Genomic DNA, 23,187 nt, shown 5'->3' with positions numbered 1-23,187 from the left:
GAGGCCCCCTAGAGGAGAGAGCCCTGACCCGCTCCCTCACATTGAGATATTTGCGAGCGCGAACGAATGGCTCTGAAGGAGCACCGCCGCTCACGCGACCAGCGCGGCGTCCTCGTCGCCATCGATGCCGCGCTGCGCCGCGAGCAGGCTGATGATCTCCGCATTCGGCCGGGCCTTGCTGAACAGAAAGCCCTGGCCCTCGTGGCAGCCTTCCGCCCTGAGACAGCTGAGCTCGGCTTCGGTCTCGACGCCTTCGGCCGTGATCGTGACGCCGAGGCCCTTGCCGAGGCTGACGATGGAGCGGATGATCGCCTGGGCCTCGCGGTTGGCCCCGAGATCGCGCACGAAGGACTGGTCGATCTTGATCTTGTCGAAGGGGAAGCTGCGCAGATAGCTGAGGCTGGAATAGCCGGTGCCGAAATCGTCCATCGAGATGCGCACGCCGAGCGCACGCAGCGCGTGCAGCGTCGCCAGCACCTGCGCGCTCTTCTCCAGGAGCAGCGTCTCGGTGATCTCGAGCTCGAGCCGCCGCGGCGGTAGGCCGGAATGTTTCAGCGCGTCCGTCACCATCGAGAGCAGATTGCCGCTGCGGAACTGGAGCGGCGACAGGTTGACGGCGACGCGGACGTCGTCGGGCCAGGCCGCAGCATCGAGGCACGCCCGGCGCAGCATCAGCCCGCCGAGCGGATTGATCAGGCCGGTGTCCTCGGCAACCGGGATGAACTCGGCCGGAGAGACCATGCCGCGCTCGGCATGCGGCCAGCGCACCAGCGCCTCGAAGCCGGTGATGCGGCCGCCCTGGAGATCGATCAGCGGCTGGTAATAGGGACGGAGCACGTCGTTCTGGATCGCGTCGCGCAGCTCGACCTCGATCTTGCGGCGGCTCTGCGCCTTCGCATCGAGCGCGGCCTCGAAGAAGGCGAAGGTGCCGCGCGCATCCAGCTTGGCCCGCGACAGCGCCATGTCGGCGCTCTTGAGCAGCTTCTCGGAATCTTCGCCGTCACCCGGCGCCATCGCGATCCCGATCGAGGCGCCGATCACCACGGAATGGCCGTCGAGCAGATAGGGATCGGCGATGGCCTCGAGCAGCCGCTTGGCCAGTATCACCGCGTCCTCGGGGCGCGCCAGCCCGCTCTGCACGATCGCGAACTCGTCGGAGTTGAGGCGCGCCAGCGCATCCTCCTCGCGCAGGGTGGAGCGCAGCCGCTTGGCGACGCCGCGCAGGAGCTTGTCGCCGACCGCATGCCCCAGCGTGTCGTTGACCGCCTTGAAATTGTCGAGCCCGAGTATCAGCAGCGCGACCTTCTCGGCGCCGCGCCGCGTGTGCAGCAGCATCTCGTCCATCTCCTGCCGTAGCAGGCTGCGATTGGGAAGGCCGGTCAGGGCGTCATGCTGGGCCATGAAGGCGAGCCGCGCCTCGGCGCGCTTGCGCTCGGTGATGTCCATCAGCGCGAGCAGCACCGCGGGCCGCTCGGCATAGGTCAGTTCGCGGGAGTAGATCGCAAGATCGATCAAGGCGCCATCGGCCTTGACGTGCTTCCAGGTGCGCCCGGCCTGCTCCTCGCTGGAGCGCTCGGCGGTCCAGGGCGGCTCGCTGTCGAAGGCCTGCAGGGAGCGGATCTTCAGTTTCTCGAATTCGGCCCGGCTGTAGCCGTAATGCGCCACCGCGGCGTCGTTGACGGCGATGATGCGCTCGTCATCCAGCGCGCAGACGATCATGGGCACGGGATTGCCGTCGAACAGCAGGCGGAACGAGGCCTCGCGCTGCTTCAATTCGGTGATGTCGACGCGCAGGCCGACGACGCCTCCATCGTCGGTCAGGCGTTCGTCGATCAGGATGACGCGGCCGTCCGACAGCCTCTGCTCGTGGCGCGCACCGGGCTGATAGAGCTTTTGCAGACGTTCGGCGATCCACTCGTCCTCATGGCCGATGGCCTCGGGATAGTCGCCGCGGGCGACGCCGATGCGCAGCGTGTCTTCGAGGCGCGCGCCTTCCTCGAACAGATCGGCGGTCTTGCTGTAGATCTCGGCGTATTTCTTGTTCCAGAGGACGTAGCGGCCTTCGGCATCGAGGAACACGATGCCCTGCGGCAGGATATCGATGGCCTGGCGCAGGCGTTCATGGGATTTGCGCGCTTCCGCAATCGCGGCTTCTGCCTCGGCGCGGCTGCGCAGGACTTCGTCGCGCTCGACAAGGTCTCGGGTCGCGCACGCGAAACGCGGCTTGCGCGCCTTTCTGCCGGCGCGGGCAGGCACGTTTTGCTTTCGCTTTTTTGTTCTTCGAGACCCCAAACTCAACTTCACTCGTCCCAGTCGTTCCGGCGGCCGCAAGTCTTGAGGCAAGTGTCTGAAAAAAAAGTAATCTTGCCCCGGCCGCGGTCCGCGCGAGGCGGAGCCTGCTGCCTCTTTGCGCGGCGCGGCTGCGGCGGCAAGCACGGTCGCACTCAGTCCGGCTCCGCAATCAATGGGCGACCCGGCGCAAAATTGCGCGCGCGCTTAAATCCGTTCCGAAATCGCCACGCGATTGCATGCGGTCCGCGGATATTCCTCCCTCCGCGCACGAATTTTGGTCAATGCGGGATACGGTTATTGCGGCGTTAAGAAGCGGCAATTTGAGACGCGATTTGGGGCCCGTGCGCCGTGATGTTGCGATCCGCTCAATGCCTCGTTCTTAACCCTGATGCCGCATTGGGCTATAAGGACGTCAGCATGAGTCGCCGCAGCATCACACTCCTCCTGCTCTCGCTTGCTCTCCTTGCTGCCAGCGGTGCGCTGGCCCAGGACAAGGGCAGCATCAACCCGAAGCCGCTGCCGCCGCTCGCCAATCCGAACGACCCCGATCTCGCCGCCAAGGAACTGTTCGCGCGAAAGCTGCTGCCGTCGAAAGGGCCGGCCCATGTCATCGGCTCATACGCCAAGGGCTGCATCGGCGGCGCGGAGCAGATTCCGGTCAACGGGGACTATTGGCAGGTGATGCGGCTGTCGCGCAATCGCAGCTACGGCCACCCGGACATGATCGCACTGATCAAGCGGCTCGCGGCGAAAGCGCACAAGGACGCGGGATGGCCCGGCATCCTGGTCGGCGACATCGCCCAGCCGCGCGGCGGGCCGGCGCTGTCCGGCCATGCCAGCCACCAGATCGGCCTCGATGCGGACATCTGGCTGACCCCGATGCCGAACCGCCGGCTCTCGCGCGAGGAGCGCGAGGACATGTCGGCCGTGATGATGGTGCGCCAGGACCGGCTCGACGTCGATCCCAAGGTGTTCACGCCTGGCCATGTGCTGGTGCTGCGCGATGCGGCGCGGGAGCCCGCCGTGCAGCGCATCTTCGTCAACGCCGCGATCAAGAAGGCGTTGTGCCGCGAAGCCAAGGGCGATCGCGCCTGGCTGTCGAAGATCCGGCCATGGTGGGGCCACGACTACCACTTCCACATCCGCATGCGCTGCCCGCCGGGGGCCGGCGAATGCGAGGGCCAGCCGTCACAGGCCGAGGACGAAGGCTGCAAACCCGCCGATCTCGCCTACTGGTTCTCCGACGCGGTGCTGCACCCCAAACCGCCGCCGGAGCCGCCAAAGCCGAAGCCGCCGATGACGCTGGCGCAGATGCCCGCGGCCTGCAAGGCGGTGCTGCACGCAGGCGACGCGAAGCCGTAAGCTGCGCCGCCGCCTCATCCACCGCCGTCGTCCCGGGCCGCGAAGCGAGCCCCCCGGATGACGAACTCGTTGGTTGGTTCGCGTCGTCATCATGCGTTAGGATCGTGCTGCCGCCGAGCCGTAAGCCCGCGGCATCTGGGGATGTGCATCCCATCTTTTGACAAGCCTGACTGCAAGCCTCGCGCCGGTCGCGTGGCCAACGATGGGATTTCACATGCGCGCCCTCATCTTCCTCACTGCGCTCACAATCAGCGCGACTTCCGCTTTTGCCGCCGAGGAGCCCAGCGGCTGCGACAAGTTCAAATGGCCGATCGAGCGCGAGCGCGCCGCGCTCATGGCACCGGACCGCACCAGGCTCGCCTCGGGAAGCGAGCAGGCGGCATTGCCGTCCTCGGCCGTCACGCTGGAGTTGGTTGTCCCGAGTGAAGCAAGGCTGCCGATGAGGCCAGAGCGCGCGCCAAAGGACGGCACCTTTGCCGGATTCACCAGCGTCAAATCCGCCAAGGCCGGGCTCTACACGATCAGCCTGTCCACTGGCGCCTGGGTCGACGTGGTCCAGGATGGGCATGCCCTCAAGCCCGTGGCCTTCAGCGGCGCGACCGATTGCGAGGGCATCCGCAAGATCATAAAATACCAGCTTTCGGCGCAACCCTTTCTGCTCCAGGTCAGCGGCGCCAGGGACAATTCGGTCTCGATCGCAATCCTGCCGGCGCAATAGGCGCCGTTAAACTGACCAAACGGTCGCCCTTTGACCTGACGCCTCGGCCTGCTATGTTTGCCTGGAGCGATATCCCTGCCGGTCGTAAGCCGCTGCCGGGCCGCGTGGAGCAGCGCTTCCACCCGTCGCATCGACCCACCCAACGCCGGACTTGCGCGTGCATCTTGCGCGCGCGGACTCGCACGGAGCGCTCCCCATGTTACGCATTTCAGGACTTTTCACTGCCTTCATGATCCTCGCTGGCGCGGCCCTCTCGCCCGCCGCCGCCGAGGACAAGACCATCACCGTGTTCGCCGCCGCCTCGATGAAGAACGCGCTGGACGAGATCGACGCCGCCTACACCGCCAAGACCGGCATCAAGTTCAGCGTCAGCTATGCCGCAAGCTCGGTGCTCGCCAAGCAGATCGAGCAGGGCGCGCCGGCCGACGTGTTCGTCTCGGCCGATACCGACTGGATGGACTACGCGATCGCCAAGAAGACCATCAACGAACCTTCCAGAGTCAACCTGCTCGGCAACAGCATCGTGCTGATCGCGCCGAAGGATGCCAGGATCGACGACGTCAACATCGCGCAAGGCTTCGATCTCGCCAAGCTCGCCGGCAACGGCAGGATCGCGACCGGCGACGTGAAGTCCGTGCCAGTCGGCAAATATGCCAGGGCCGCGCTGGAGAAGCTCGGCGCCTGGCAGGCCGCGGAGCCGAAATTCGCCATGACCGAGAGCGTCCGCGCCGCGCTGACGCTGGTCGCCCGCGGCGAAGCCAGTCTCGGCATCGTCTACGCGACCGATGCCAAGGTCGAGCCCGGCGTGAAGACCATCGGCACCTTCCCGGCGGCTTCGCATCCCGCGATCGTCTATCCCGTCGCCGCGACCAAGACCGCGAAGGGTGAGACCAGCGGCTATCTGGCCTTCCTGCGCTCCTCGGCGGCCAAGTCCATTTTTGAAAAGTACGGCTTCAGGTTCCTGGTCAGTCCCACGACTTGATGCCTGCGGCTTGATGTCCGAGATTTCTCCTGCTGAATGGACGGCGATCCTGCTCTCGCTCAGGGTCGCCATCATTGCAACGCTGGTGGCGACGCCGTTCGGCATCGCGTTGGCGTGGCTGCTCGCGCGGCGTGATTTCTGGGGCAAATCGCTGCTCGACGCCATCGTGCATCTGCCTCTGGTGCTGCCGCCCGTCGTCACCGGCTATCTGCTCCTGCTGACGTTCGGCCGCCGCGGCCTCGTCGGCGGCTTCCTCGCCGACCATCTCGGCATCGTCTTTTCATTCCGCTGGACCGGCGCGGCGCTGGCCTGCGGCGTGATGTCGTTTCCGCTGCTGGTGCGCCCGATGCGGCTGTCGATCGAGGCCATCGATCGCCGGCTCGAACAGGCCGCCGAGACACTCGGCGCCGCACCGTGGAAAGTGTTCTTTACGGTGACGCTGCCGCTGGCGCTGCCCGGCGTGCTCGCCGGCATGGTTCTCGGCTTCGCCAAGGCGATCGGCGAGTTCGGCGCGACGATCACCTTCGTCTCCAACATTCCCGGCGAGACCCAGACGATCTCCTCGGCGATCTATTCGCTGATCCAGACGCCGGACGGCGATGCCGCGGCGGGACGGCTGGTGATCGTCTCGATCGTGCTGGCGCTGGGCGCATTGATCGCCGCCGAGTGGTTCGCCCGCCGCGCCACCGCGCGCCTGCACGGAAACTGAACATGCTGCGCGTCGACATCGAAAAGCAGCTTGGCGAATTCTCGCTGCATGCTTCCTTCGCCAGCGAAGGCCGTGCCATCGGCCTGTTCGGCGCCTCGGGCGCCGGCAAGACGTCACTGGTCAACATGATTGCAGGACTGTTGCGGCCCGACCGCGGCACCATCGTGATCGACGGCGAAACCGTCGACGACACCGCGGCCGGCATCCATGTCCCGGCCTGGCGCCGCCGCATCGGCTATGTGTTCCAGGACGCGCGGCTGTTTCCGCATCTCAACGTCGCGCAGAATCTCGACTATGGACGGCGGATGAACCGCCTGCCGCCCGATCCCTTCCAGCACAAGCGCATCATCGACCTGCTCGACATCGGTGCGCTGCTCGATCGCCGTCCCGGCAAGCTCTCGGGCGGCGAGCGCCAGCGCGTCGCGCTCGGACGCGCGCTGTTGTCGAAGCCGCGGCTGCTGCTGCTCGACGAGCCGCTCGGCGCGCTCGACGAGGGCCGCAAGCTCGAGATCCTGCCCTATCTGGTGCGGCTGCGGGATGAAGCCAACGTGCCGATGGTCTATGTCAGCCACGACGGCGCCGAGCTGCGCCAGCTCGCGACGCAGATCGTCCTGCTGAAGCAGGGCCGCGTGACGTCGTTCGGCGGAGTGAAGGTGCTGACGTGAGGCGGCGGTAGCCCGGATTTCGCTGCTGCGCTCCATCCGGCCACCGTGCTCCTTTTCAGCTACCAGCCGCGATCGACATTGCGAACCTCGCCCGTTCGGGCATCGACGTCGACTTCCATCCAGCGGCCCGCACGGTCCCGACCCTCGATCTCCCATTCATCGCCAAGGAAATTCGTGTGCGAGACCGTCACAACGCCGAGATCGCTCGCGACGTCGAGCGCGACCTGCATCGAGATCTGATCGCCGGTGTCATAGGCCATCGCCGGCGCCGCTGCGCCGAGGCCGATGGCGACGATGGCGGGCAAGATGAATCTGCGCATGGAACTGCTCCTGTCAAAAACGGTGATTGTCACGCGGAAAACGAGCGGCGCCGCGGAGCGTTCCGGGTTCCGCAGTCACGAGGCTGCGCGAATCTTCAGCGGTTGCGGCGATTTGGTGGCGGTTGTCTAGTGAAAGGTGCGCCAACATCTACAGAGCGACGTGCGGTTAACTCGCGTGCCCGAACGCGACGCAGCACGAAGTGATGCGTTGCAGAGCCGGGGCCCACAGTCATGGGTCCCAGCTCTGCGGAGCAGAGTTTCACGCTGCACCGCGTCCGGGACACGAGAGCGTCTATACCCCCGCCACCGAGGTCCACAGCTCCGCGAGCTTCTTCCGCAGCGCCTGCGCGCGCGTCAGCGGCTCGGGCGTCTCGTCTTCTTCCGGCAGACGCAAGCCGACGAGATTGACGCGGCCGCCGGAGATCGAGCGCGCGACGAGGACGATCTCGTCCAGGGCGAGCTCGGCGCCCTCCTTCGGCGCGCGGTCGAGATGGACGTCGAAATAGTCGGCCAGGGTCAGCTTGCCTTCGTCTTCACCGACCTTGACGCCGTAGATCTCGGCGAGCTCGGCGAGCGTGTGCTCGCCGGAAACCATGAAGTCGCCGAGCAGATGCGGATCCGGCGCCGTGCCCGGTTGCATGTCGACGAAGAAGCGGTCGAGCGACTCGGCCTTTTCCGGCGGGGCCAGCAGATAGATGTAGTCGCCGGGCGCAATCGGGTCGGCTTCCACCGGCGTCAGGATGTTCTCGTTGCGGATCACCAGCGTCGGCTTGGACCAGGACGGGATCAGGCCGCGGCGGAAATACAGGCTCTTGGGCCGCACCGGGTAGCCGACCAGCTGCTGCTCGAGCTGGCCGGGCAGGTCGAGTTCGACGCGCCGCGGGCCGCGCTCTGCGCGCGGCAGCGCCACGTGCAGCTTGCGGGCGGCAGGCGCCAGCGTCCAGCCCTGCAGCAGGAGCGAGATGATGACGACGACGAAGGCGACGTCGAAATAGAGATAGGCCTTCGGCAGCCCGACCAGCATCGGGATCGAGGCCAGGAAGATCGCGACCGCACCGCGCAAGCCCGTCCAGGCGATGAAGATCTTCTCGCGCCAGTTGAAGCGGAACGGCGAAAGGCACACGAACACCGCGAGCGGCCGCGCCACCAGCATCAGCACGAGCGCAACGGCGATGGCCGGCAACACGGTGGTGCCGAGCCGGCTCGGCGAGACCAAGAGGCCGAGCAGCACGAACATCACGATCTGCGCCAGCCAGGTCGCCGCATCGAGGAAGGTCACCACCGAATTATGCGCGCGCGTCGGCCGGTTGCCGATGATGATGCCGGCGAGATAGACCGCGAGGAAGCCGGAGGCGTGCATGATCTGCGAACCGCCGAAGATCACGAGCGCGCCCGTGGTCACGAACGGGGCGTGCAGGCCCTGCGGCAGCGCCACCTGGTTGAGAGCGATCACGACCAGGCGTCCGCCGATGACACCGACGATGGCGCCAAGGACCGCCTCCTGAACGAACTCCACCAGCACGTGGCCGGGCGAGCTCGAGCCGATCGAGATGTATTCCACCAGCATGAGCGTGAGGAAGATCGCGAAGGGATCGTTGGTGCCGGATTCCGCCTCCAGCGTCGCGCCGACGCGCGGGCGCAGACGCAGGCCCTGGGTGTGCACCAAGAGGAACACGGCGGCCGCGTCGGTCGAGGCCACCACGGCGCCGACCAGCAGCGACTCCGTCCAGTTCAGGTCGAGCGCGTATTTCGCGAATGGCGCCGTGATCAGCGCGGTCAGCAGCACGCCGGCGGTCGCGAGCACCACGGACGGCGCGAGCACGGTGCGGATGCTGGCAAAGCGCGTGCGCAGGCCGCCATCGAACAGGATCAGGGCGAGCGCGACGGAGCCGACCAGATAGGTGGTGCGGACGTCGTCGAACTGGAGCTGGCCAGGGCCGGAATCGCCGGCGAGCATGCCGATCGCAAGAAAGACGAGCAGCAGGGGCGCGCCGAAGCGCAGCGCGAGCAAGCTTGAGAGGATGCCGGCCATGACGAGGACGGCGCCGAGTAATATGGCGAGACTGACGGAGTCGAGGGAGGCCATCCACCTTCCGGGTACAAATCGCTGGAATTGCATCCTTATCGTCGGCGGACTCGCGCGCCAACCCATTTTCTGCGGCTCGCGGCGATCTGGCCGCATTTTACGGCCTTAACGCGCTTCACTTCGCGGTGTATCGATGGCCGGCCGCGCCCTATATGGGATTCTCAGGCTCCCCGAATCAATTCGCCCCGCGTGCCGACGAGACCGATGGACATGGACCTCAAAGACTTCATGGAGTTCGTGCAGACGACCGCACGCAGCGTCGGGGCGGAAATCTCCTCACCCTGGTTCTACCTGCAATTCGGTCTGATCCTGGCCGCGGCCGGCATCGCCTATGCCGCGGAGGCCGCGATTCGCAGCCGCGTCGACATGACCTCGCTGGCGATGCGCTGGCCGCTGCCGCTCCGCCACTTCGCCCGGGTGATGGTCTCCAGCGCCTCGACGGCGGTGTTCACGCTGCTCGTGATCATCTCGCGCGTGGTGATGTACCACGCGACCTGGCCGAGCCGCAGCTATCTCTTGATGGTCGCGGCCAAGCTGGGCTTCGCCTGGCTCGTGATCCGGCTCGTGACCTCGGTGCTGCGCAACGCCTTCATCGTCAAGCTGGTGTCGATCACGGCGTGGCTCGTCGCCGCGCTCTCCATCCTCGGCCAGCTCGACGCGACGGTCGACGTGCTCGATTCCTTCGCGATCGTGCTCGGCGGCCTCAGGCTGACCCCACTGCTGGCACTCAAGGCCGGTGCGCTCCTCCTCATCGCACTCTGGGCCACCAACATCGCGAGCAACTTTGCCGAGAGCCGGATCAACGCGACCACCGATCTGACGCCGTCGGTGCAGGTGCTGCTGGTGAAGATCATCCGCATCGGGCTTCTTGCCATCGCAATCGTCATTGCGCTCGGTGCCGTCGGGATCGACCTGTCGGCGCTCGCGGTGTTCTCCGGCGCGGTCGGCGTCGGCATCGGTATCGGCCTGCAGAAGATCGTGGCCAATTTCATCTCGGGCATCATCCTGCTCGCCGACAAGTCGGTGAAGCCCGGCGATCTCGTCACCATCGGCGACAACACCGGACGGATCAGCGCGATGAAGACGCGCTATATTTCCGTCGCCGCCGGCGACGGCCGCGAATTCCTGGTGCCGAACGAGGACCTGGTGACGCAGAAGGTCGTCAACTGGACCTATACCGACAAGAACACGCTGGTGAAGATCGCCTTCGGCACCAATTACGATGCCGACCCCCGTCTTGTCTGCACGCTCGCCGCCGAGACCGCCGCCGCCCATCCGCGCGCGCAGAAGGGCAAGCCGCCGACCTGCGTCCTGACCGAGTTCGCGGAAGCCGGGATGAAGTTCTCGCTGACCTTCTGGATCGCGGACCCCGACGGCATGGACAAGGTCAAGAGCGACGTGATGCTGGAGCTGTGGGATGCGTTCAAGCGCGAGGGCATCCGGGTTCCCTACCCCGTCCGTGAAATCCGCATCCGCGGCGGCGCCCTGCCGGTAGAAACCGCCGTGGAAGTCCCGAATTAGGACGCTTTCGCACCCAGGGCCGGTAGGCTCGGCTTGCATGAAGGCCGCCAATCATTAAATTGGGGCCTGAAATCAAGCCTTTCCACCGACATCGAGGAAGACCGCATCCGCATGAGCTACGTCGAAGCCACCGATACCTCCCTGCGCAAGACCGGACAGATCAAGCTGCATGGACCGAGCGCCTTCGCCGGCATGCGCAAGGCGGGCGCGCTGGTGGCAAAATGCCTCGACGAGCTCACTGACATCGTCGGGCCGGGCGTGCCGACCTCCAGAATCGACGAATTTGTCCGCGACTTCGCCTTCAGCCATGGCGCCTATCCGGCGACGCTGATGTATCGCGGCTACCGCTACTCGACTTGCACCTCGCTCAACCACGTGGTCTGCCACGGCATGCCCGGCGACCGTCCGCTGAAGGAAGGCGACATCGTCAACATCGACGTCACCTTCATCGTCGACGGCTGGTATGGCGATTCCAGCCGGATGTATGCGATCGGCCCGATCGCGCGCAAGGCCGAGCGGCTGATCGAAGTCACCTATGAAGCGATGATGCGCGGCATCGCCGCCGTGAAGCCCGGCGCCACCACCGGCGACATCGGCCACGCCATCCAGAGCTTCGTGGAGCCGCAGGGCATGAGCGTGGTGCGCGATTTCTGCGGCCACGGCCTCGGGCGCATGTTCCACGACGAGCCGAACATCATCCATGTCGGCCGGCCCGGCGAGGGCGTCCAGCTCAAGCCCGGCATGTTCTTCACCATCGAGCCGATGATCAATCTCGGCAAGCCGCATGTGAAGATTCTCTCCGACGGCTGGACCGCGGTCACCCGCGACCGCTCGCTGTCGGCGCAGTTCGAGCACTCGGTCGGCGTCACCGCGACGGGCGTCGAGATCTTCACGCTGTCGGAGCGGCACGGCGAGAAGCAGATCGGGTGATTGCCGACACCATTCCTTCTCCGTCGTCATTCCGGGGCGTGACGAAGTCGCGAGCCCGGAATCTCGAGATTCTCAGGTGCGCAATTGCGCATCGTAGTTCGGTGCTTCGGACCGCCCTATCGCCGGCGGCGGAATGATGATGGCGTCCTCTTGTAGGTCGCGACGAACGCGTCGTTGAAGCGCCGAACGCTGCGGAATCCCGCGGCGAAGGCGATCTCCGCCAACGTCATGTCGGTCTGGTCGATCAGACGCTTGGCTTCCTGCACGCGCCGCGTTGCCGCGATCTCGCTGGGGCTCGCCCCGGCATGACGCATGAAAAGACGCAGGAGATGGCGCGGCCCGACGCCAAGCGCATCGGCGAGATCCGTCATCGACGCCCGATCCAGAAAACCGTCGTGGATCAGCCGCATGCCGCGCGCGACGGTGGTGGCCGTTCCCATCCAGGCCGGCGAGCCGGGCGCAGCTTCCGGCCGGCAGCGCAGGCACGGGCGAAAGCCCGCCCGCTCGGCGGCCGCCGCGGTCGCATAGAAGGTGACGTTCTCCGAGCGCGCCGGCCGAACCGGACACACCGGCCGGCAATAGATCCGCGTCGAGCGGACGCCGGAGAAGAACAGGCCGTCGAAGGCGCGCGCCCGCGCGAGCCGCGCCCGGTCGCAGGTTTCCCAATCGAGATGCGGTGGCAGCGTTTGCCGATGCGCAGAGCCTGTCGTCATGGCGAAATCATAATTTCAAGGCCGGCCGCCGAGTAGCTGAAATCGGACTCGACCGGGCGATGAGGTCCGAATTCAGCCAGCCCGCATCGCCGCTCCCGATCATGGTGTTGACAGATCCCGGAGCAGATCGCATGAGCATACAGGCGCAACAGACGACGTCAGGGCAGACCCGTCTCGCATTCGAGATCGGGCTCCTGCTGCTTCTCTCCCTGATCTGGGGCGGCTCGTTCACGCTCATCAAGATTGCGATCCCGACGATTCCGCCGTTCACGATGGTCGCCGCACGGGTGACGATCGCGGCCGTTCTCCTGATCCCGATCACGCTCGCGCGGGGACACGCCCTGCCGCGCCAGGGGGCGGTCTGGGCCGCTTTCGTCGTGCAAGGGCTGTTGCAGAGCGCGCTGCCGTTCACCCTGATCAGCTGGGGCGAGGCGCATATCACAAGCGGCCTCGCGGGCGTGCTCAATGCGACCCCGCCGATATTCGTGCTTGCGATCGCGATGACGACCGGGCGCGGACGACAGGCGATCGGCGGCCGAAAGATCATCGGTGTCGCTCTCGGCCTTGCAGGCGTTGCCATGACCATGGGGGTCAACGCGCTCTCGGGGAGAGCCACCGCTGCGCCGCTGGCACAGGCAGCCATCCTCGCTGCAAGCTTCTGCTACGCGCTCGCGCCGATCTGGGGGCAGCGGTTCGCGAGCCTTCCCGCGATCGTCGCGGCAGCCGGCGCGATGAGCTGCGCCGCGGCCCTGATGCTGCCCATAGCCGCTGTCCTCGACCGGCCCTGGACGCTGGCGCCGACGAGACCGGCGATCGCGGCGGTGCTTGGCCTTTCGATCGTCTGCACTGCGCTGGCAATGGTGATCTATTTCCGCCTGATCCGCACGCTGGGCCCGCTCGGCACGACGAGCGGCAGCTATCTGCGCGCGGGCTTCGCCGTGGCACTCGGGACCACGCTCCTTGGCGAGAGCTTCACCTGGTCGATGCTAGCCGGCATGACGCTCATCATCATGGGAGTCATAGCGGTGACCACACCCATGCGGAAGCCATGAGGTGACTACAATTGCCGATTGAAAAATTCCCCCGACGGGGCAATGCTGGCAGCCGATGCCCGCCAAGCCGGACCACGACAAGAGCAATCCTGAGGACGCGCCGCACTATCACGGCCATCGCGAGCGGCTGCGCGAGCGCTTCTACAGTGCCGGCGCGGATGCGCTCACCGACTACGAGCTGCTCGAGATGGCGCTGTTTCCGGCGCTGCCGCGGCGCGACACCAAGCCGCTGGCGAAGACACTGATCAAGACGTTCGGCTCCTTCGCCGAGGTCGTGCATGCGCCGGTGGCGCGGCTGCGCGAGGTCGACGGTATCGGCGAATCCGCGATCAACCAGCTGAAGCTGATCGCCGCGGCGGCGCATCGCGTCGCCAAGGGCGGGGTCAACAGCCGCAATGCGCTGTCGTCCTGGAACGAGGTGATCGACTATTGCCGCGCCAGCATGGCGTTTGCCGACAAGGAGCAATTCCGCCTGCTCTTTCTCGACAAGCGCAGCCAGCTGATCGCCGACGAGGTGCAGCAGACCGGCACGGTCGACCACACGCCGGTCTATCCGCGCGAGGTGATCAAGCGCGCGCTCGAGCTCTCCGCGACCGCGCTGATCCTGGTGCACAACCACCCCTCGGGCGATCCGTCACCCTCGCAGGCCGACATCCAGATGACGAAGGCGATCATCGATATCGCAAAGCCGCTCGGGATCGCCGTGCACGACCACATCATCGTCGGCAAGAGTGGCCACGCGAGCCTGCGTGGGCTGCGGTTGATCTAGGCCAAGTCAGAACGCTTGGTTCTTGGCAGCGTTCAAGTGGTCTTCCGCGGCTGTGATGCCGGCGAATGCCTTGAGCGTCAGAGCGGTCGGTTGCGGCTTCCATGCAGCGACCAGCCTTTCTGCATTCTCCAGTTCCGGCTTGGACAACATGGAAGCCATCTCGGTGACATTCTTGGCCGGCGCCACCTTCGAGAGCTTGAAATAGGCATACGACAGGGACAGATCCCTCGGCGTGCCCTTTCCTGCGGAGTACACCCGGGACAGGCTGAAGAGGGCGCTAGGGAGGCCCTGGTCGCCTGCCTTCTACCACCATTTCAGCGCTTCTTCCGAATTCCCTTGCCGGTCATACATGAGAGCGACGTCGTGCTGGGCACGCGCGTAACCGGCCTTGGCGGCAACAAGCTTGTACTTCAATGCCTGATCCGGATCCGTTGCGACGACGCCGACGCCTTGCCCGTCATAATAGCAGCCGAGCTTATAGGCTCCGAGCGGATCATTGGCCGCAGCCGATTTTTGAAACCACTCGAATGCCTGGCTGCGATCCTGCGGTGTGCCGATGCCGTTATTGTGCATCATGCCGACATGATATTGCGCTTCGGCATCTCCGCGATTGGCCAACGCTACCATCGCATTGAAGGTGCGGCTGTCATTGGCGCTGGCGGGCATCGCGAAAAGCAAAAGGCACGAAAAAGCAAGGGCAACGGATTTCATGTCAAAGCCCTATCGAGTATGAACCAATCTGTCTTGGTCGCTCAGACGGAGAAAAAGTTCGAAATCCGACAAAACTCCATAATCGGCGATTTTTGGCCTGCCCGAGTCCGTCCAGTTAGGGCTCCACCCAGCGCTGCACCGCTTCGACCGTGTCTGCAGGCGTTGTGTTGAAGCAGATCGCAGCATCCGGCGCCATGCGGTGAACGAGGTTGAGAACCTTCTCGAACAGCACGAGGCGCTCCTTCGGCTCGCGCAGGCCGGCGCCGATGACGATGCAGTCGAAGCTCTCATCCTGCAGCGCCGCCGTAACGGCGGCTTCTGCTGTCGCGTCGAGATCGATCAGGCAGCTCGTGACATCAAAGCCGAGATCGCGCAGGCGCAACAGCTGCGCCTCGATATAGCCGCGCACGAGCTCCGGCGTGACCTGAAGCGCGCTGTAGTCCGCATTGCCGGGTTCGATACCGATCGCGAGGACGCGCTTGGCCATGCAGGACTCCTTGCCGGACCGTCTCATTGTTAACGGATGGAGAGCCGTGCCGGTTCCCGCAACGGCGGTCGCACCGCGGTTGATGTTCTACCGGTGATTTTACATCGGCGCTGTAAGCCATTTCACATACGCCGGGCCGGCGGACTGCCAGATTCTCGGAGTTCACGCTGCAGTCACGGCGATCACGGCAGCCGGTTCACTTCGGCTTGCACGAAGAGTCGAGAATTCATTCAATTTGCGGGAGCGAAAAATGATTTCATTCGAGAATCTGAAGAACCAGTATGAGCGGAATTGGGCCGGTCTCGAGATCCGGCCGGAACGCCTCGCCGAGGTGAACGCCGTGGCCCGCAAGGCTCTCAACGGCAAGGCGACATACCAGCAGATCGAGCGGTTGACGGGCGTTCCGTGGTACTTTGCCGCGCTCTGCCACTACCGCGAATCCAACTTCGATTTCGACACCTATCTCGGCAACGGCCAGTCACTCCACCGCGTGACGACGATCGTTCCGAAAGGGCGCGGACCATTCGGCACGTTCGTGGACGGCGCCGTGGACGCGTTCAGAATCCAGAACTTCATTGGCGCGCACGATTGGGGCATCGCGCGGATGCTGTTCCGGCTCGAGGCGTTCAACGGCTTCGGCTACCAGGCCAAGAGCGTCAATTCGCCCTATCTCTATGGCGGCTCGACGCTGTACGGCCCGCCAGAGGCAAGGGCGGGAAAGTACGTCCGTGACCATGTGTTCGACGCCAGTCACGTCGATTCGCAGCTCGGCACGGCGGTGATCCTGCATGCGATGATGTCTCTCGATTCCTCGATCACGATCGACGGCAGCCCGCAGTTCGCCGGCCGCACCGAGCCCGAGGACGAGCTGGCCTCGACGGTCACCCTCATGCAGCAGGCGCTCAACACGCTCGGCACCAATCCGCCGCTCGCCGAGGACGGCATCAGCGGACCAAAGACCAGGGCCGCCGTCTCGCAGTTTCAGCAACAGAACGGCCTGAGGGATACCGGGCTTCTCGATGCGGCCACGGTCGCCGCGATCACGCGCGCGACGCAGTCTGGAGGCCCAGTGCAGGCGATCGACCTGTCGCAGATCCTGAAGCGGCTGGAGGACCTCGCGCAATTGCTGCGACCGTCAGCCGGCGGCGCGACGCTGCCAGCGGTCGTGCCGAGCAACACATTGCCTGCCACGAACGACCCGCTCAGCCTGTTCGAACGGCTTTTCTCCCTCATCAACAAGAAGGCGCCCGTGCCCGCACCAGTCACCCCGACGAGCCCCGCCCCCGTCGATCAGCTGAAGCAGGTCGTCGACCTGCTCAGCACCCTGCTCAACACGGGCGGCGGCAAGCCCATGCTGGGCCAGGTCAACGGCGCACTCGGCGAGACCATCGGCAAGCTGCTCGACGGCAAGAAGACCGCGCTCGGTATCGGCGGCTCGCTGCTCACCGCGCTGCTCTCGTCGGTGACGGCAAGCCCCAATGCAGGCGGGCTTGCCGGACTGCTCGGAACGATCGTGACTGCCGTGCCCGGCCTCAGCCAGTTCGCGATGCCGATCTCGCTCGCGCTCGCCGTCTGGGGCGTGCTCGGCAAGATGGAGAAATGGGCGCAAGGCACCGCGCCGCCGCCGAAGCTGACGACGTAACCTGCGGCCATCCTTCGAGACGCCCGTCTCCGGCGGGCCCTCAGGATGAGGTCGCGTTACGCGGCAAGATATCAGACACTCATGGTGAGGAGCCGCCAAAGCGGGCGTCTCCGGACGATGCTTCGCATCGCCGGGCGAAACATGCAGGCCGGGTACGCCCGCGGCGCCTATTGACGAAGCATGATCAGGGGATCGGCGGTGTCGGGGACACGACGCCACTGCGCGTGGTCGTCGGCCTCGAACTGCCAGGCCTCACCCGATTTCGACATCAGGATGATCTGGCCGCGCTCGAGACGCCATTGCGTCGGATTGAACTGCGCAATCACCGCGTCGCATCTCGGCTTGAGGAAGACCTGGAAATTGTCCGGGTCCGCTTCGGTGTTGGTCAGAGTCAGCCCGCAGACCGGCTGGCCGTTGCCGCGCACCATCGACCAGTCGCCGATCATCTGGTCCATCGACTTTGCCATCGAACGCGCGGCGGCGAGATCCTGCAGGATGTAGACGCCTTCGCCCTGCCGCAGGCCCTCGAAGATGCCGGCCTCGACCTCCGTGAAGTCGATCACGGCCTCGCCGGCCGCGTCCTGCAGGCGGACGATGTCGAGGCCCCTGACGTTCCAGGCGACGATGTCTTTCGTGAAAGGCAGCGCCGTCTTGCAGGCCGGCTCCAGCTCCAGCTTGAAGCCTTGCGCCGCCGCATCGCTCTTCAGCGTGACGACGCAGGTCTTGCTGCGCTCGGTGGTCGAGAGCTCCCACTGGCCGGGCATCTGCTTCTTCAGGCTGGTCGCATCCTGTGCATGCGCGATGCCGATCGGGGTCAAGCAGGCCGCGACGGCGCCGATCGCGGCCAAAGAGGCCGCGACGGCGGATGCAACGGCCCGAAGAGCTCTCATCAGCGCCCCTTGACCGGCGTTTCCGCAACCGGCGTCAGCGGCGCCTTGCCGGCGAACCAGGCCTTGAGATTGTCGACCACGAGCTGATCCATGGCGTTGCGCGTCACCACCGAGGCCGAACCGATATGCGGCAGCAGCACGACGTTCTGCATGGTCTTGAGCTCGTCAGGCACGTTCGGCTCGGCGGCGAACACGTCGAGGCCGGCGGCGAGAATGGTGCCTGATTTCAGCGCCTGGATCAGCGCCGGCTCGTCCACCACCGAGCCACGCGCGACATTGACCAGCACGCCGCGCGGGCCGAGCGCCTTCAGCACCTCGGCATTGATCATCTTGTTCGTAGCGGCGCCGCCGGGCACGATCACCATCAGCGTGTCCACCGCCTTCGCCATCTCGATCAGGTCGGGGTAATGCTTGTACGAGACGTCCTTGGACGGATTGCGCGAGTGGTAGACCACCGGCACCAGCGAGGCATCGAGACGGCGCGCGATGGCCTGGCCGATCCGGCCCATGCCGACGATGCCGACCTTGCGGTCGCGCAGCGAGCCGACGCTGAGCGGATAGTTCTGCGTCTGCCAGAGGCCGGAGCGGACGTAACGGTCGGCCTTGATGAACTCGCGCAAGGTGGCGATCAGAAGACCCATCGCGACGTCGGCGACCTCCTCGGTCAGCACGTCGGGCGTGTTGGTGACGACGATATTGTTCTCGGCCGCGTATTTGGCGTCGACATGGTCGTAGCCGACGCCGAAGCTCGCCACCATCTCCAGCTTCGGCAGCTGTGACAGCGAATCCCTGTCCGCGCGCACGGTGTGATAGGTCACCGCGACGCCGCGGATCTTGTCGCGGACCGCCGGCGTCAGGCGCTCGAGATCGCCGCGCGTCTCCGCCTTGTGCACGACGAAATGATCGGAAAAGCCGTTCTCGAGGATCGGCCGCACCGGCCCATAGATCAGAAGGTCGATCTTTTCGGACGAAATCGAACCGGCAGCCATCAGTCTTCCTTTCCAAGCGCGCTCTCATGCCAGCGCCGTAAAACGAGATGGGAAACTAGCGCCAGCACCCCATAGATGACAATCCCGGCCAGCGACAGCAAAAGCAGCGCTGCGAACATGCGGGGTATGTTCAAGCGATAGCCGGACTCGGCGATTCTGTAGGCGAGGCCGGAGCCGGCGCCCGCTGTTCCCGCCGCGATCTCGGCCACGACCGCGCCGATCAGCGACAGGCCGCCGGCGATGCGCAGGCCTCCGAGAATGTAGGGCAGTGCCGCGGGCAGCTTGAGAAGGCGCAGCGTCTGTGGCGGCGAGGCACCATAGAGCTGGAACAGGCCGGCGAGATTGCGATCCACCGAATTCAGCCCGAGCGTGGTGTTGGACAGCACCGGGAAAAACGCGACGATGAAGGCGCAGACCACGACCGCGGTCTGCTGCTCCAGGTAGATCAGGAGCAGCGGCGCGATCGCGATCACAGGCGTCACCTGCAGGACGATGGCATAGGGGAACAGCGAGTATTCCACCCATTTCGACTGGTTGAACACAAGCGCAAGCGCAATGCCGCCGACGCTGGCGGCGAGGAACCCCTCGAGCGTGGTCAGGAGCGTGGTGGCGAGCGATTGTGACAGCACCGTCCAGTCCTTGATCAGCGTCAGGACGATGACGGACGGCGCCGGCAGCACGTAAGGCGGGATTCCCTTGATGCGGACCACGAGTTCCCAGGCGACGAGACCGGCCGCGAACACGATGACGGGCAGCACGAAGCGCATCGCGCGCTGCGCGCCGGACGATCTCACGGTGATGGGAGCTTGCGCGCTCATAACGTCGACTGTCCCGAATACGACGGGGCCAGCGCGGCCGACACTCTTCGGCAATAATCGGAATAGGCGGCCGAGGTGCGAAACTCCTCCCCGCGCGGCTCGACCGTCTCGACGCGGATATCAGCCTGGATGCGGCCGGGCCGGGCCGTCATCACCACCACGCGCTGCGATAGATAGACGGATTCGAACACCGAATGGGTGACGAAGATGACGGTCTTGCCAAGGCGGCGCCACAGCACGAGCAGATCGTTGTTGAGGCGGAAGCGCGTGATCTCGTCGAGCGCTGCGAACGGCTCATCCATCAGCAGAATGTCGGGATCGGTGACGAGCGCGCGCGCCAGCGACACCCGCATCTTCATGCCGCCGGAGAGCTCGCGCGGATAGGCATCGGCGAAATCGGCGAGCCCGACGCTGGCGAGCGCCGCGTCGGCACGCGCGCGCGCGTCCGCCTTCGGCACGCCTGCGAGCCTCAAGGGCAGCCGCACGTTCTCACGGACGCTGGTCCAGGGCATCAGGGTCGGCTCCTGAAACACGAAGCCGATGCCGTGCCCTGGTCGAAGATGGCCCGGCTGCACCGAGCCCTCGTGACGTGCCACCCGCACAGTGCCCGATGACGGCGCACTGAGCCCTGCGATGATGCGCAGCGCCGTCGACTTGCCGCAGCCGGACGGGCCGAGCAACGAGATGAACTCGCCCTTGCGGACAGTAAGGTCGAACGGACCGAGTGCCGTGACGCCGTTGTCATAGGCCTTCGTCACGCCGCGCAGGCTGACGGCAAGAGCCGTCAGGCTGGCCTCGACGGCAGACGAGGTCTTGGGCTCGGTCATTGATTGAAGACTGCAGCGTTTCGGGCGCCCTTCACCTCTCCCCATCGGGGAGAGGTCGGCGCGCAGCGCCGGATGAGCGGGATCAGGGGCCACGAGGGAGCGCAACCCCGCACCCGCATCGCATGTGGCGATGCGACATAGCCGAAGCTTTGCTTCGGCGTTCTTAAGAACGGCTGCCAAGGGCGGCCTACACCTCTCCCTTCGGGAGAGGTGTAGGCCGCCGAGCCACCTTCGCCGAATCGCAGCATGCGTTACGGCTTGTTCGGGCGCAGCTCGATGCCGACGCCCTTGTTGATGAAACGCAGCGTATAGGACTTGCGGAAGTCGAGATCCGCCTTCACCACGCCGGCCTTCACCATCTTGTTGAAGAAGGAGGTGTAGCGCTCGTCGCTCATCGCGCCGATGCCGTTCTTCAGGCTGTCGCCGGAATCGACGATGCCGTGTTCCTTCATCTTGGCGACGGAATAGGCGAGCAGATCGTCCGTCATTTCCGGATTGAGGCTCTTGATCAGCGCATTTCCGGCGGAATTTTCGCGATAGATGTAATTGTACCAGCCGATCATGGAGGCATCGACGAAGCGCTGGACCAGATCGGGCTTCTTCTCGATGATGTCGCGGCGCGTCTCGATCAGGGTCGAATAGGTGTTGAAACCGTAGTCGGCGAGCAGCAGCACGTTGGGCTTGAAGCCGGCGGCCTTCTCCACCGCAAAAGGCTCGGAGGTGACGTAACCCTGCATGGCGCTCTTGGGATTGGCGATGAAGGGCTGCGGATTGAAATTGTAGGGACGGACGTTCTTCTCGCTGAAACCATATTCTGACTTCAGCCACTGGAAGTAGCTGGTCATGCCCTCCTTGGAGACGAACAGCGTCAGCGGCTTGAGATCCTCGATCTTCGTGACCTTGGCGTCTGGATGCGTCAGCATCACCTGCGGATCCTTCTGGAAGATCGCGGCGATGGTCACGACGGGGACGTTGTTGGCGACGGCGTCGAACGACATCAGCGTATTCGCGGCCATGAAGAAATCGATCTTGCCGGCGATCAGCAGCATGCGGTTGTTCTCGTTGGGGCCGCCGGGGACGATTGTGACGTCGAGCCCGTATTTCTTGTAGGTGCCGTCGGCGACCGCCTGGAAGAAGCCGCCATGCTCGGCCTCGGCGACCCAGTTGGTGCCGAAGGTGACCTTGTCGAGCGTCTCGGCGCGCGCCGGTGCAAGGGAGGCGAAAGCGGCCAGCAAGCCCGCCGTTAACGCTCGCCGCAGATGAGAGGGGGTCATGATGGCACTCCGTCGATCGTGGCTGGCCCAATCGTGTCTGGCTCAAGTGAAGGCAACGCGATAAAACCGCATGACATCAGGGGACGCGAGCCGGCCAGGCCCGTGTCCCCTGATACCCCAAATTACGTGACAAATTCGGGCAAAGAAACCTTGAAGACGCTCTCCCGCGACTGGATCGATATCGACTGGGCCGATGCGGGGCCTGCGGAGGTGTCGCGCTGGATCGCGGTGCTGCCGCTGGCGGCGACCGAGCAGCACGGTCCGCATCTGCCGCTCACGACCGACGTGCTGATCGCGCGGGCCTATCTCGCGCGCGTACGCGAGCTGCTGCCTGAGAGCATTCCCGCCGGATTTCTTCCGGTTGAGCCGGTCGGGGTCTCCACCGAGCATATCGACTATCCGGGCACGCAGACGCTGCCGACCGAAATTGCGCTGAAGAAATGGACAGGGATCGGCGAGGACGTTGCGCGCCGTGGCGTGAGGAAGCTCGTCATCGTCACCAGCCATGGCGGCAACAGCGCGGCGATGATGCTGGTGGCGCAGGACCTTCGCGCGCATCACAAGCTGTTCGTGGTGACGACGTCATGGTCGCGGCTCTCAGGCGCGGACAGACTGTTCCCGGCCGAGGAAGTGCGCCATGGCATTCACGGCGGCGCGGTCGAGACCTCGATCATGCTGGCGCGCTATCCGGACCAGGTGCGCATAGACGCGATCGCGGATTTCCCCGCGAGCAGCGTCGCGATGGAGAAGCAGTATCGCTGGCTCTCGACGCAGCGCCCCGCGCCATTTGCCTGGCAGGCGCAGGATCTCAATCCCAGCGGCGCGGTCGGCAATGCGACGCTGGCAGTCCCTGAGAAGGGGGAGCAGCTGCTCGATCAGGGTGCGCGCGCCTTTTGCGAACTGCTGAGCGAAGTCGATAACTTCGACGTGAACAGGCTCGCCAAAGGCCCTCTCGGCTAGCCGACATCCTCCTGGATTCATTCGGGAAAGATCGAATCTCCGCGGCAACATTTGCGATCTTCGAACCGGATGCGAGGAGCGCCCGTCCAACTGGGCACACGGGCCACAAAGGACCGCCTCAACCCGGATGGAGTTTCACATGTCGATCAAGACCAAGATTGCCGCCGCAGCCCTCGCCGCCCTCGCCGTCACCGGCAGCATCGTGTCCACCACCTCGCAGGCCGAAGCCAAGCAGCCCGGCTGGGTCTGGGGTGTGGGCGCCGGCATTGCCACCGCCGCCGTCGTCGGCTCCACGATCGCTGCCAGCAACGACCCCTATTATCACGGCTATCACCGCTGCGGCTGGGTCGCCCAGTACAACGCCTTCGGCCAGTACGTCGGCCGCGTTCGTACCTGCTACTGATTTGAGTATCTGAGGCCGATCTCCCACGTGGATCCCGCGTCCCGACACGGGCGCCTCATCCACCCCG

At 65.2% G+C, this 23,187-nt stretch carries 24 protein-coding genes; 12 read left to right on the top strand and 12 right to left on the bottom strand.

Annotated elements, in window-relative coordinates; genetic code table 11:
- Positions 1-90: 90 nt before the first annotated feature.
- Positions 91-2,256 carry a putative bifunctional diguanylate cyclase/phosphodiesterase gene (locus tag EHH60_RS20370; RefSeq protein WP_124161235.1) on the bottom strand — a complete coding sequence of 722 codons (2,166 nt, stop codon included), beginning with the start codon at positions 2,254-2,256 and terminating at the stop codon, positions 91-93.
- Between the two features lie 453 nt (positions 2,257-2,709).
- Between EHH60_RS20370 and mepA the strand changes: the two genes are divergently transcribed.
- The 5 genes from mepA to modC all read left to right on the top strand — a co-directional run bounded on the left by mepA (position 2,710) and on the right by modC (position 6,728).
- Entirely contained in the window at positions 2,710-3,654 is a 945-nt protein-coding gene (gene mepA / locus EHH60_RS20365; RefSeq protein WP_124161234.1) for a penicillin-insensitive murein endopeptidase, read from the top strand.
- 214 nt (positions 3,655-3,868) lie between these two features.
- Positions 3,869-4,372 (top strand): hypothetical protein, encoded by a 504-nt coding sequence (locus EHH60_RS20360; protein WP_245454543.1) that lies wholly within the window; start codon positions 3,869-3,871, stop codon positions 4,370-4,372.
- A 196-nt stretch (positions 4,373-4,568) separates the two neighbouring features.
- Entirely contained in the window at positions 4,569-5,354 is a 786-nt protein-coding gene (modA, locus tag EHH60_RS20355) for a molybdate ABC transporter substrate-binding protein (protein WP_124161232.1), read from the top strand.
- 13 nt (positions 5,355-5,367) lie between these two features.
- Positions 5,368-6,063, top strand: coding sequence for a molybdate ABC transporter permease subunit (modB, locus tag EHH60_RS20350; protein WP_124161231.1), 696 nt, complete (start codon positions 5,368-5,370; stop codon positions 6,061-6,063).
- A 2-nt stretch (positions 6,064-6,065) separates the two neighbouring features.
- Positions 6,066-6,728 (top strand): molybdenum ABC transporter ATP-binding protein, encoded by a 663-nt coding sequence (gene modC, locus EHH60_RS20345; RefSeq protein WP_124161230.1) that lies wholly within the window; start codon positions 6,066-6,068, stop codon positions 6,726-6,728.
- 59 nt (positions 6,729-6,787) lie between these two features.
- On the opposite strand, the gene EHH60_RS20340 is transcribed toward modC, so the two are convergent.
- The gene (locus EHH60_RS20340) at positions 6,788-7,048 is read right to left on the bottom strand and encodes a PepSY domain-containing protein (RefSeq protein WP_124161229.1); all 261 of its coding nucleotides are present in this window, start codon (positions 7,046-7,048) and stop codon (positions 6,788-6,790) included.
- Between the two features lie 292 nt (positions 7,049-7,340).
- Positions 7,341-9,134: a potassium/proton antiporter gene (locus EHH60_RS20335; protein WP_124161228.1), complete on the bottom strand. Its 1,794-nt coding sequence runs from the start codon at positions 9,132-9,134 to the stop codon at positions 7,341-7,343.
- Positions 9,135-9,338: 204 nt separating this feature from the next.
- Here EHH60_RS20335 and EHH60_RS20330 point away from each other — a divergent pair, with 204 nt between their 5' ends.
- Together EHH60_RS20330 and map are read left to right on the top strand one after the other, a co-directional pair.
- Positions 9,339-10,655, top strand: a complete 1,317-nt coding sequence (locus tag EHH60_RS20330; RefSeq protein WP_199751651.1) for a mechanosensitive ion channel family protein — start codon at positions 9,339-9,341, stop codon at positions 10,653-10,655.
- Between the two features lie 111 nt (positions 10,656-10,766).
- A complete protein-coding gene (gene map / locus EHH60_RS20325; RefSeq protein WP_028179759.1) occupies positions 10,767-11,585 on the top strand; it encodes a type I methionyl aminopeptidase in 819 nt (272 codons plus the stop codon).
- Positions 11,586-11,701: 116 nt separating this feature from the next.
- Here map and EHH60_RS20320 read toward each other — a convergent pair whose 3' ends face one another.
- Complete coding sequence (locus EHH60_RS20320; protein ID WP_124161226.1) at positions 11,702-12,298, bottom strand: bifunctional transcriptional activator/DNA repair enzyme AdaA; 597 nt, start codon at positions 12,296-12,298, stop codon at positions 11,702-11,704.
- Positions 12,299-12,429: 131 nt separating this feature from the next.
- On the opposite strand from EHH60_RS20320, the gene EHH60_RS20315 reads away from it, so the two are divergent.
- Together EHH60_RS20315 and radC are read left to right on the top strand one after the other, a co-directional pair.
- Positions 12,430-13,350: a DMT family transporter gene (locus EHH60_RS20315; protein ID WP_124161225.1), complete on the top strand. Its 921-nt coding sequence runs from the start codon at positions 12,430-12,432 to the stop codon at positions 13,348-13,350.
- 55 nt (positions 13,351-13,405) lie between these two features.
- On the top strand, positions 13,406-14,119 hold the full coding sequence (gene radC, locus EHH60_RS20310; protein ID WP_124161224.1) for a RadC family protein: 714 nt from the start codon (positions 13,406-13,408) through the stop codon (positions 14,117-14,119).
- Between the two features lie 6 nt (positions 14,120-14,125).
- Here radC and EHH60_RS20305 read toward each other — a convergent pair whose 3' ends face one another.
- The 3 genes from EHH60_RS20305 to EHH60_RS20295 all read right to left on the bottom strand — a co-directional run bounded on the left by EHH60_RS20305 (position 14,126) and on the right by EHH60_RS20295 (position 15,317).
- On the bottom strand, positions 14,126-14,374 hold the full coding sequence (locus EHH60_RS20305) for a hypothetical protein (protein WP_124161223.1): 249 nt from the start codon (positions 14,372-14,374) through the stop codon (positions 14,126-14,128).
- A 48-nt stretch (positions 14,375-14,422) separates the two neighbouring features.
- Positions 14,423-14,830: a tetratricopeptide repeat protein gene (locus EHH60_RS20300; RefSeq protein WP_124161222.1), complete on the bottom strand. Its 408-nt coding sequence runs from the start codon at positions 14,828-14,830 to the stop codon at positions 14,423-14,425.
- Positions 14,831-14,945: 115 nt separating this feature from the next.
- A complete protein-coding gene (locus tag EHH60_RS20295; RefSeq protein WP_124161221.1) occupies positions 14,946-15,317 on the bottom strand; it encodes a hypothetical protein in 372 nt (123 codons plus the stop codon).
- 250 nt (positions 15,318-15,567) lie between these two features.
- On the opposite strand from EHH60_RS20295, the gene EHH60_RS20290 reads away from it, so the two are divergent.
- The gene (locus EHH60_RS20290) at positions 15,568-16,959 is read left to right on the top strand and encodes a peptidoglycan-binding protein (protein ID WP_124161220.1); all 1,392 of its coding nucleotides are present in this window, start codon (positions 15,568-15,570) and stop codon (positions 16,957-16,959) included.
- A gap of 167 nt (positions 16,960-17,126) precedes the next feature.
- On the opposite strand, the gene EHH60_RS20285 is transcribed toward EHH60_RS20290, so the two are convergent.
- The 5 genes from EHH60_RS20285 to EHH60_RS20265 form a co-directional block, all read right to left on the bottom strand.
- Entirely contained in the window at positions 17,127-17,849 is a 723-nt protein-coding gene (locus EHH60_RS20285; RefSeq protein ID WP_124161219.1) for an AprI/Inh family metalloprotease inhibitor, read from the bottom strand.
- The gene (locus EHH60_RS20280) at positions 17,849-18,838 is read right to left on the bottom strand and encodes a 2-hydroxyacid dehydrogenase (protein ID WP_124161218.1); all 990 of its coding nucleotides are present in this window, start codon (positions 18,836-18,838) and stop codon (positions 17,849-17,851) included. The genes EHH60_RS20285 and EHH60_RS20280 overlap by 1 nt, the downstream gene beginning before the upstream one ends.
- On the bottom strand, positions 18,838-19,656 hold the full coding sequence (locus EHH60_RS20275) for an ABC transporter permease (protein WP_124161217.1): 819 nt from the start codon (positions 19,654-19,656) through the stop codon (positions 18,838-18,840). Before EHH60_RS20275 ends, EHH60_RS20280 begins: the two co-directional genes overlap by 1 nt.
- A complete protein-coding gene (locus EHH60_RS20270) occupies positions 19,653-20,483 on the bottom strand; it encodes an ABC transporter ATP-binding protein (protein ID WP_124161216.1) in 831 nt (276 codons plus the stop codon). Before EHH60_RS20270 ends, EHH60_RS20275 begins: the two co-directional genes overlap by 4 nt.
- Before the next feature lie 251 nt (positions 20,484-20,734).
- Positions 20,735-21,757: an ABC transporter substrate-binding protein gene (locus tag EHH60_RS20265; protein ID WP_124161215.1), complete on the bottom strand. Its 1,023-nt coding sequence runs from the start codon at positions 21,755-21,757 to the stop codon at positions 20,735-20,737.
- A gap of 150 nt (positions 21,758-21,907) precedes the next feature.
- Here EHH60_RS20265 and EHH60_RS20260 point away from each other — a divergent pair, with 150 nt between their 5' ends.
- On the top strand, positions 21,908-22,717 hold the full coding sequence (locus EHH60_RS20260) for a creatininase family protein (RefSeq protein ID WP_124161214.1): 810 nt from the start codon (positions 21,908-21,910) through the stop codon (positions 22,715-22,717).
- Positions 22,718-22,856: 139 nt separating this feature from the next.
- Complete coding sequence (locus EHH60_RS20255) at positions 22,857-23,120, top strand: hypothetical protein (protein WP_199751649.1); 264 nt, start codon at positions 22,857-22,859, stop codon at positions 23,118-23,120.
- The last annotated feature ends 67 nt before the right edge of the window (positions 23,121-23,187 follow it).

Source organism: Bradyrhizobium sp. RP6, from assembly GCF_003837805.1.
Classification (GTDB): Bacteria; Pseudomonadota; Alphaproteobacteria; order Rhizobiales; family Xanthobacteraceae; genus Bradyrhizobium.
The sequence above is the reverse complement of the archived record's forward strand: the minus strand, read 5'-3'. Positions and strand labels throughout refer to the sequence as shown.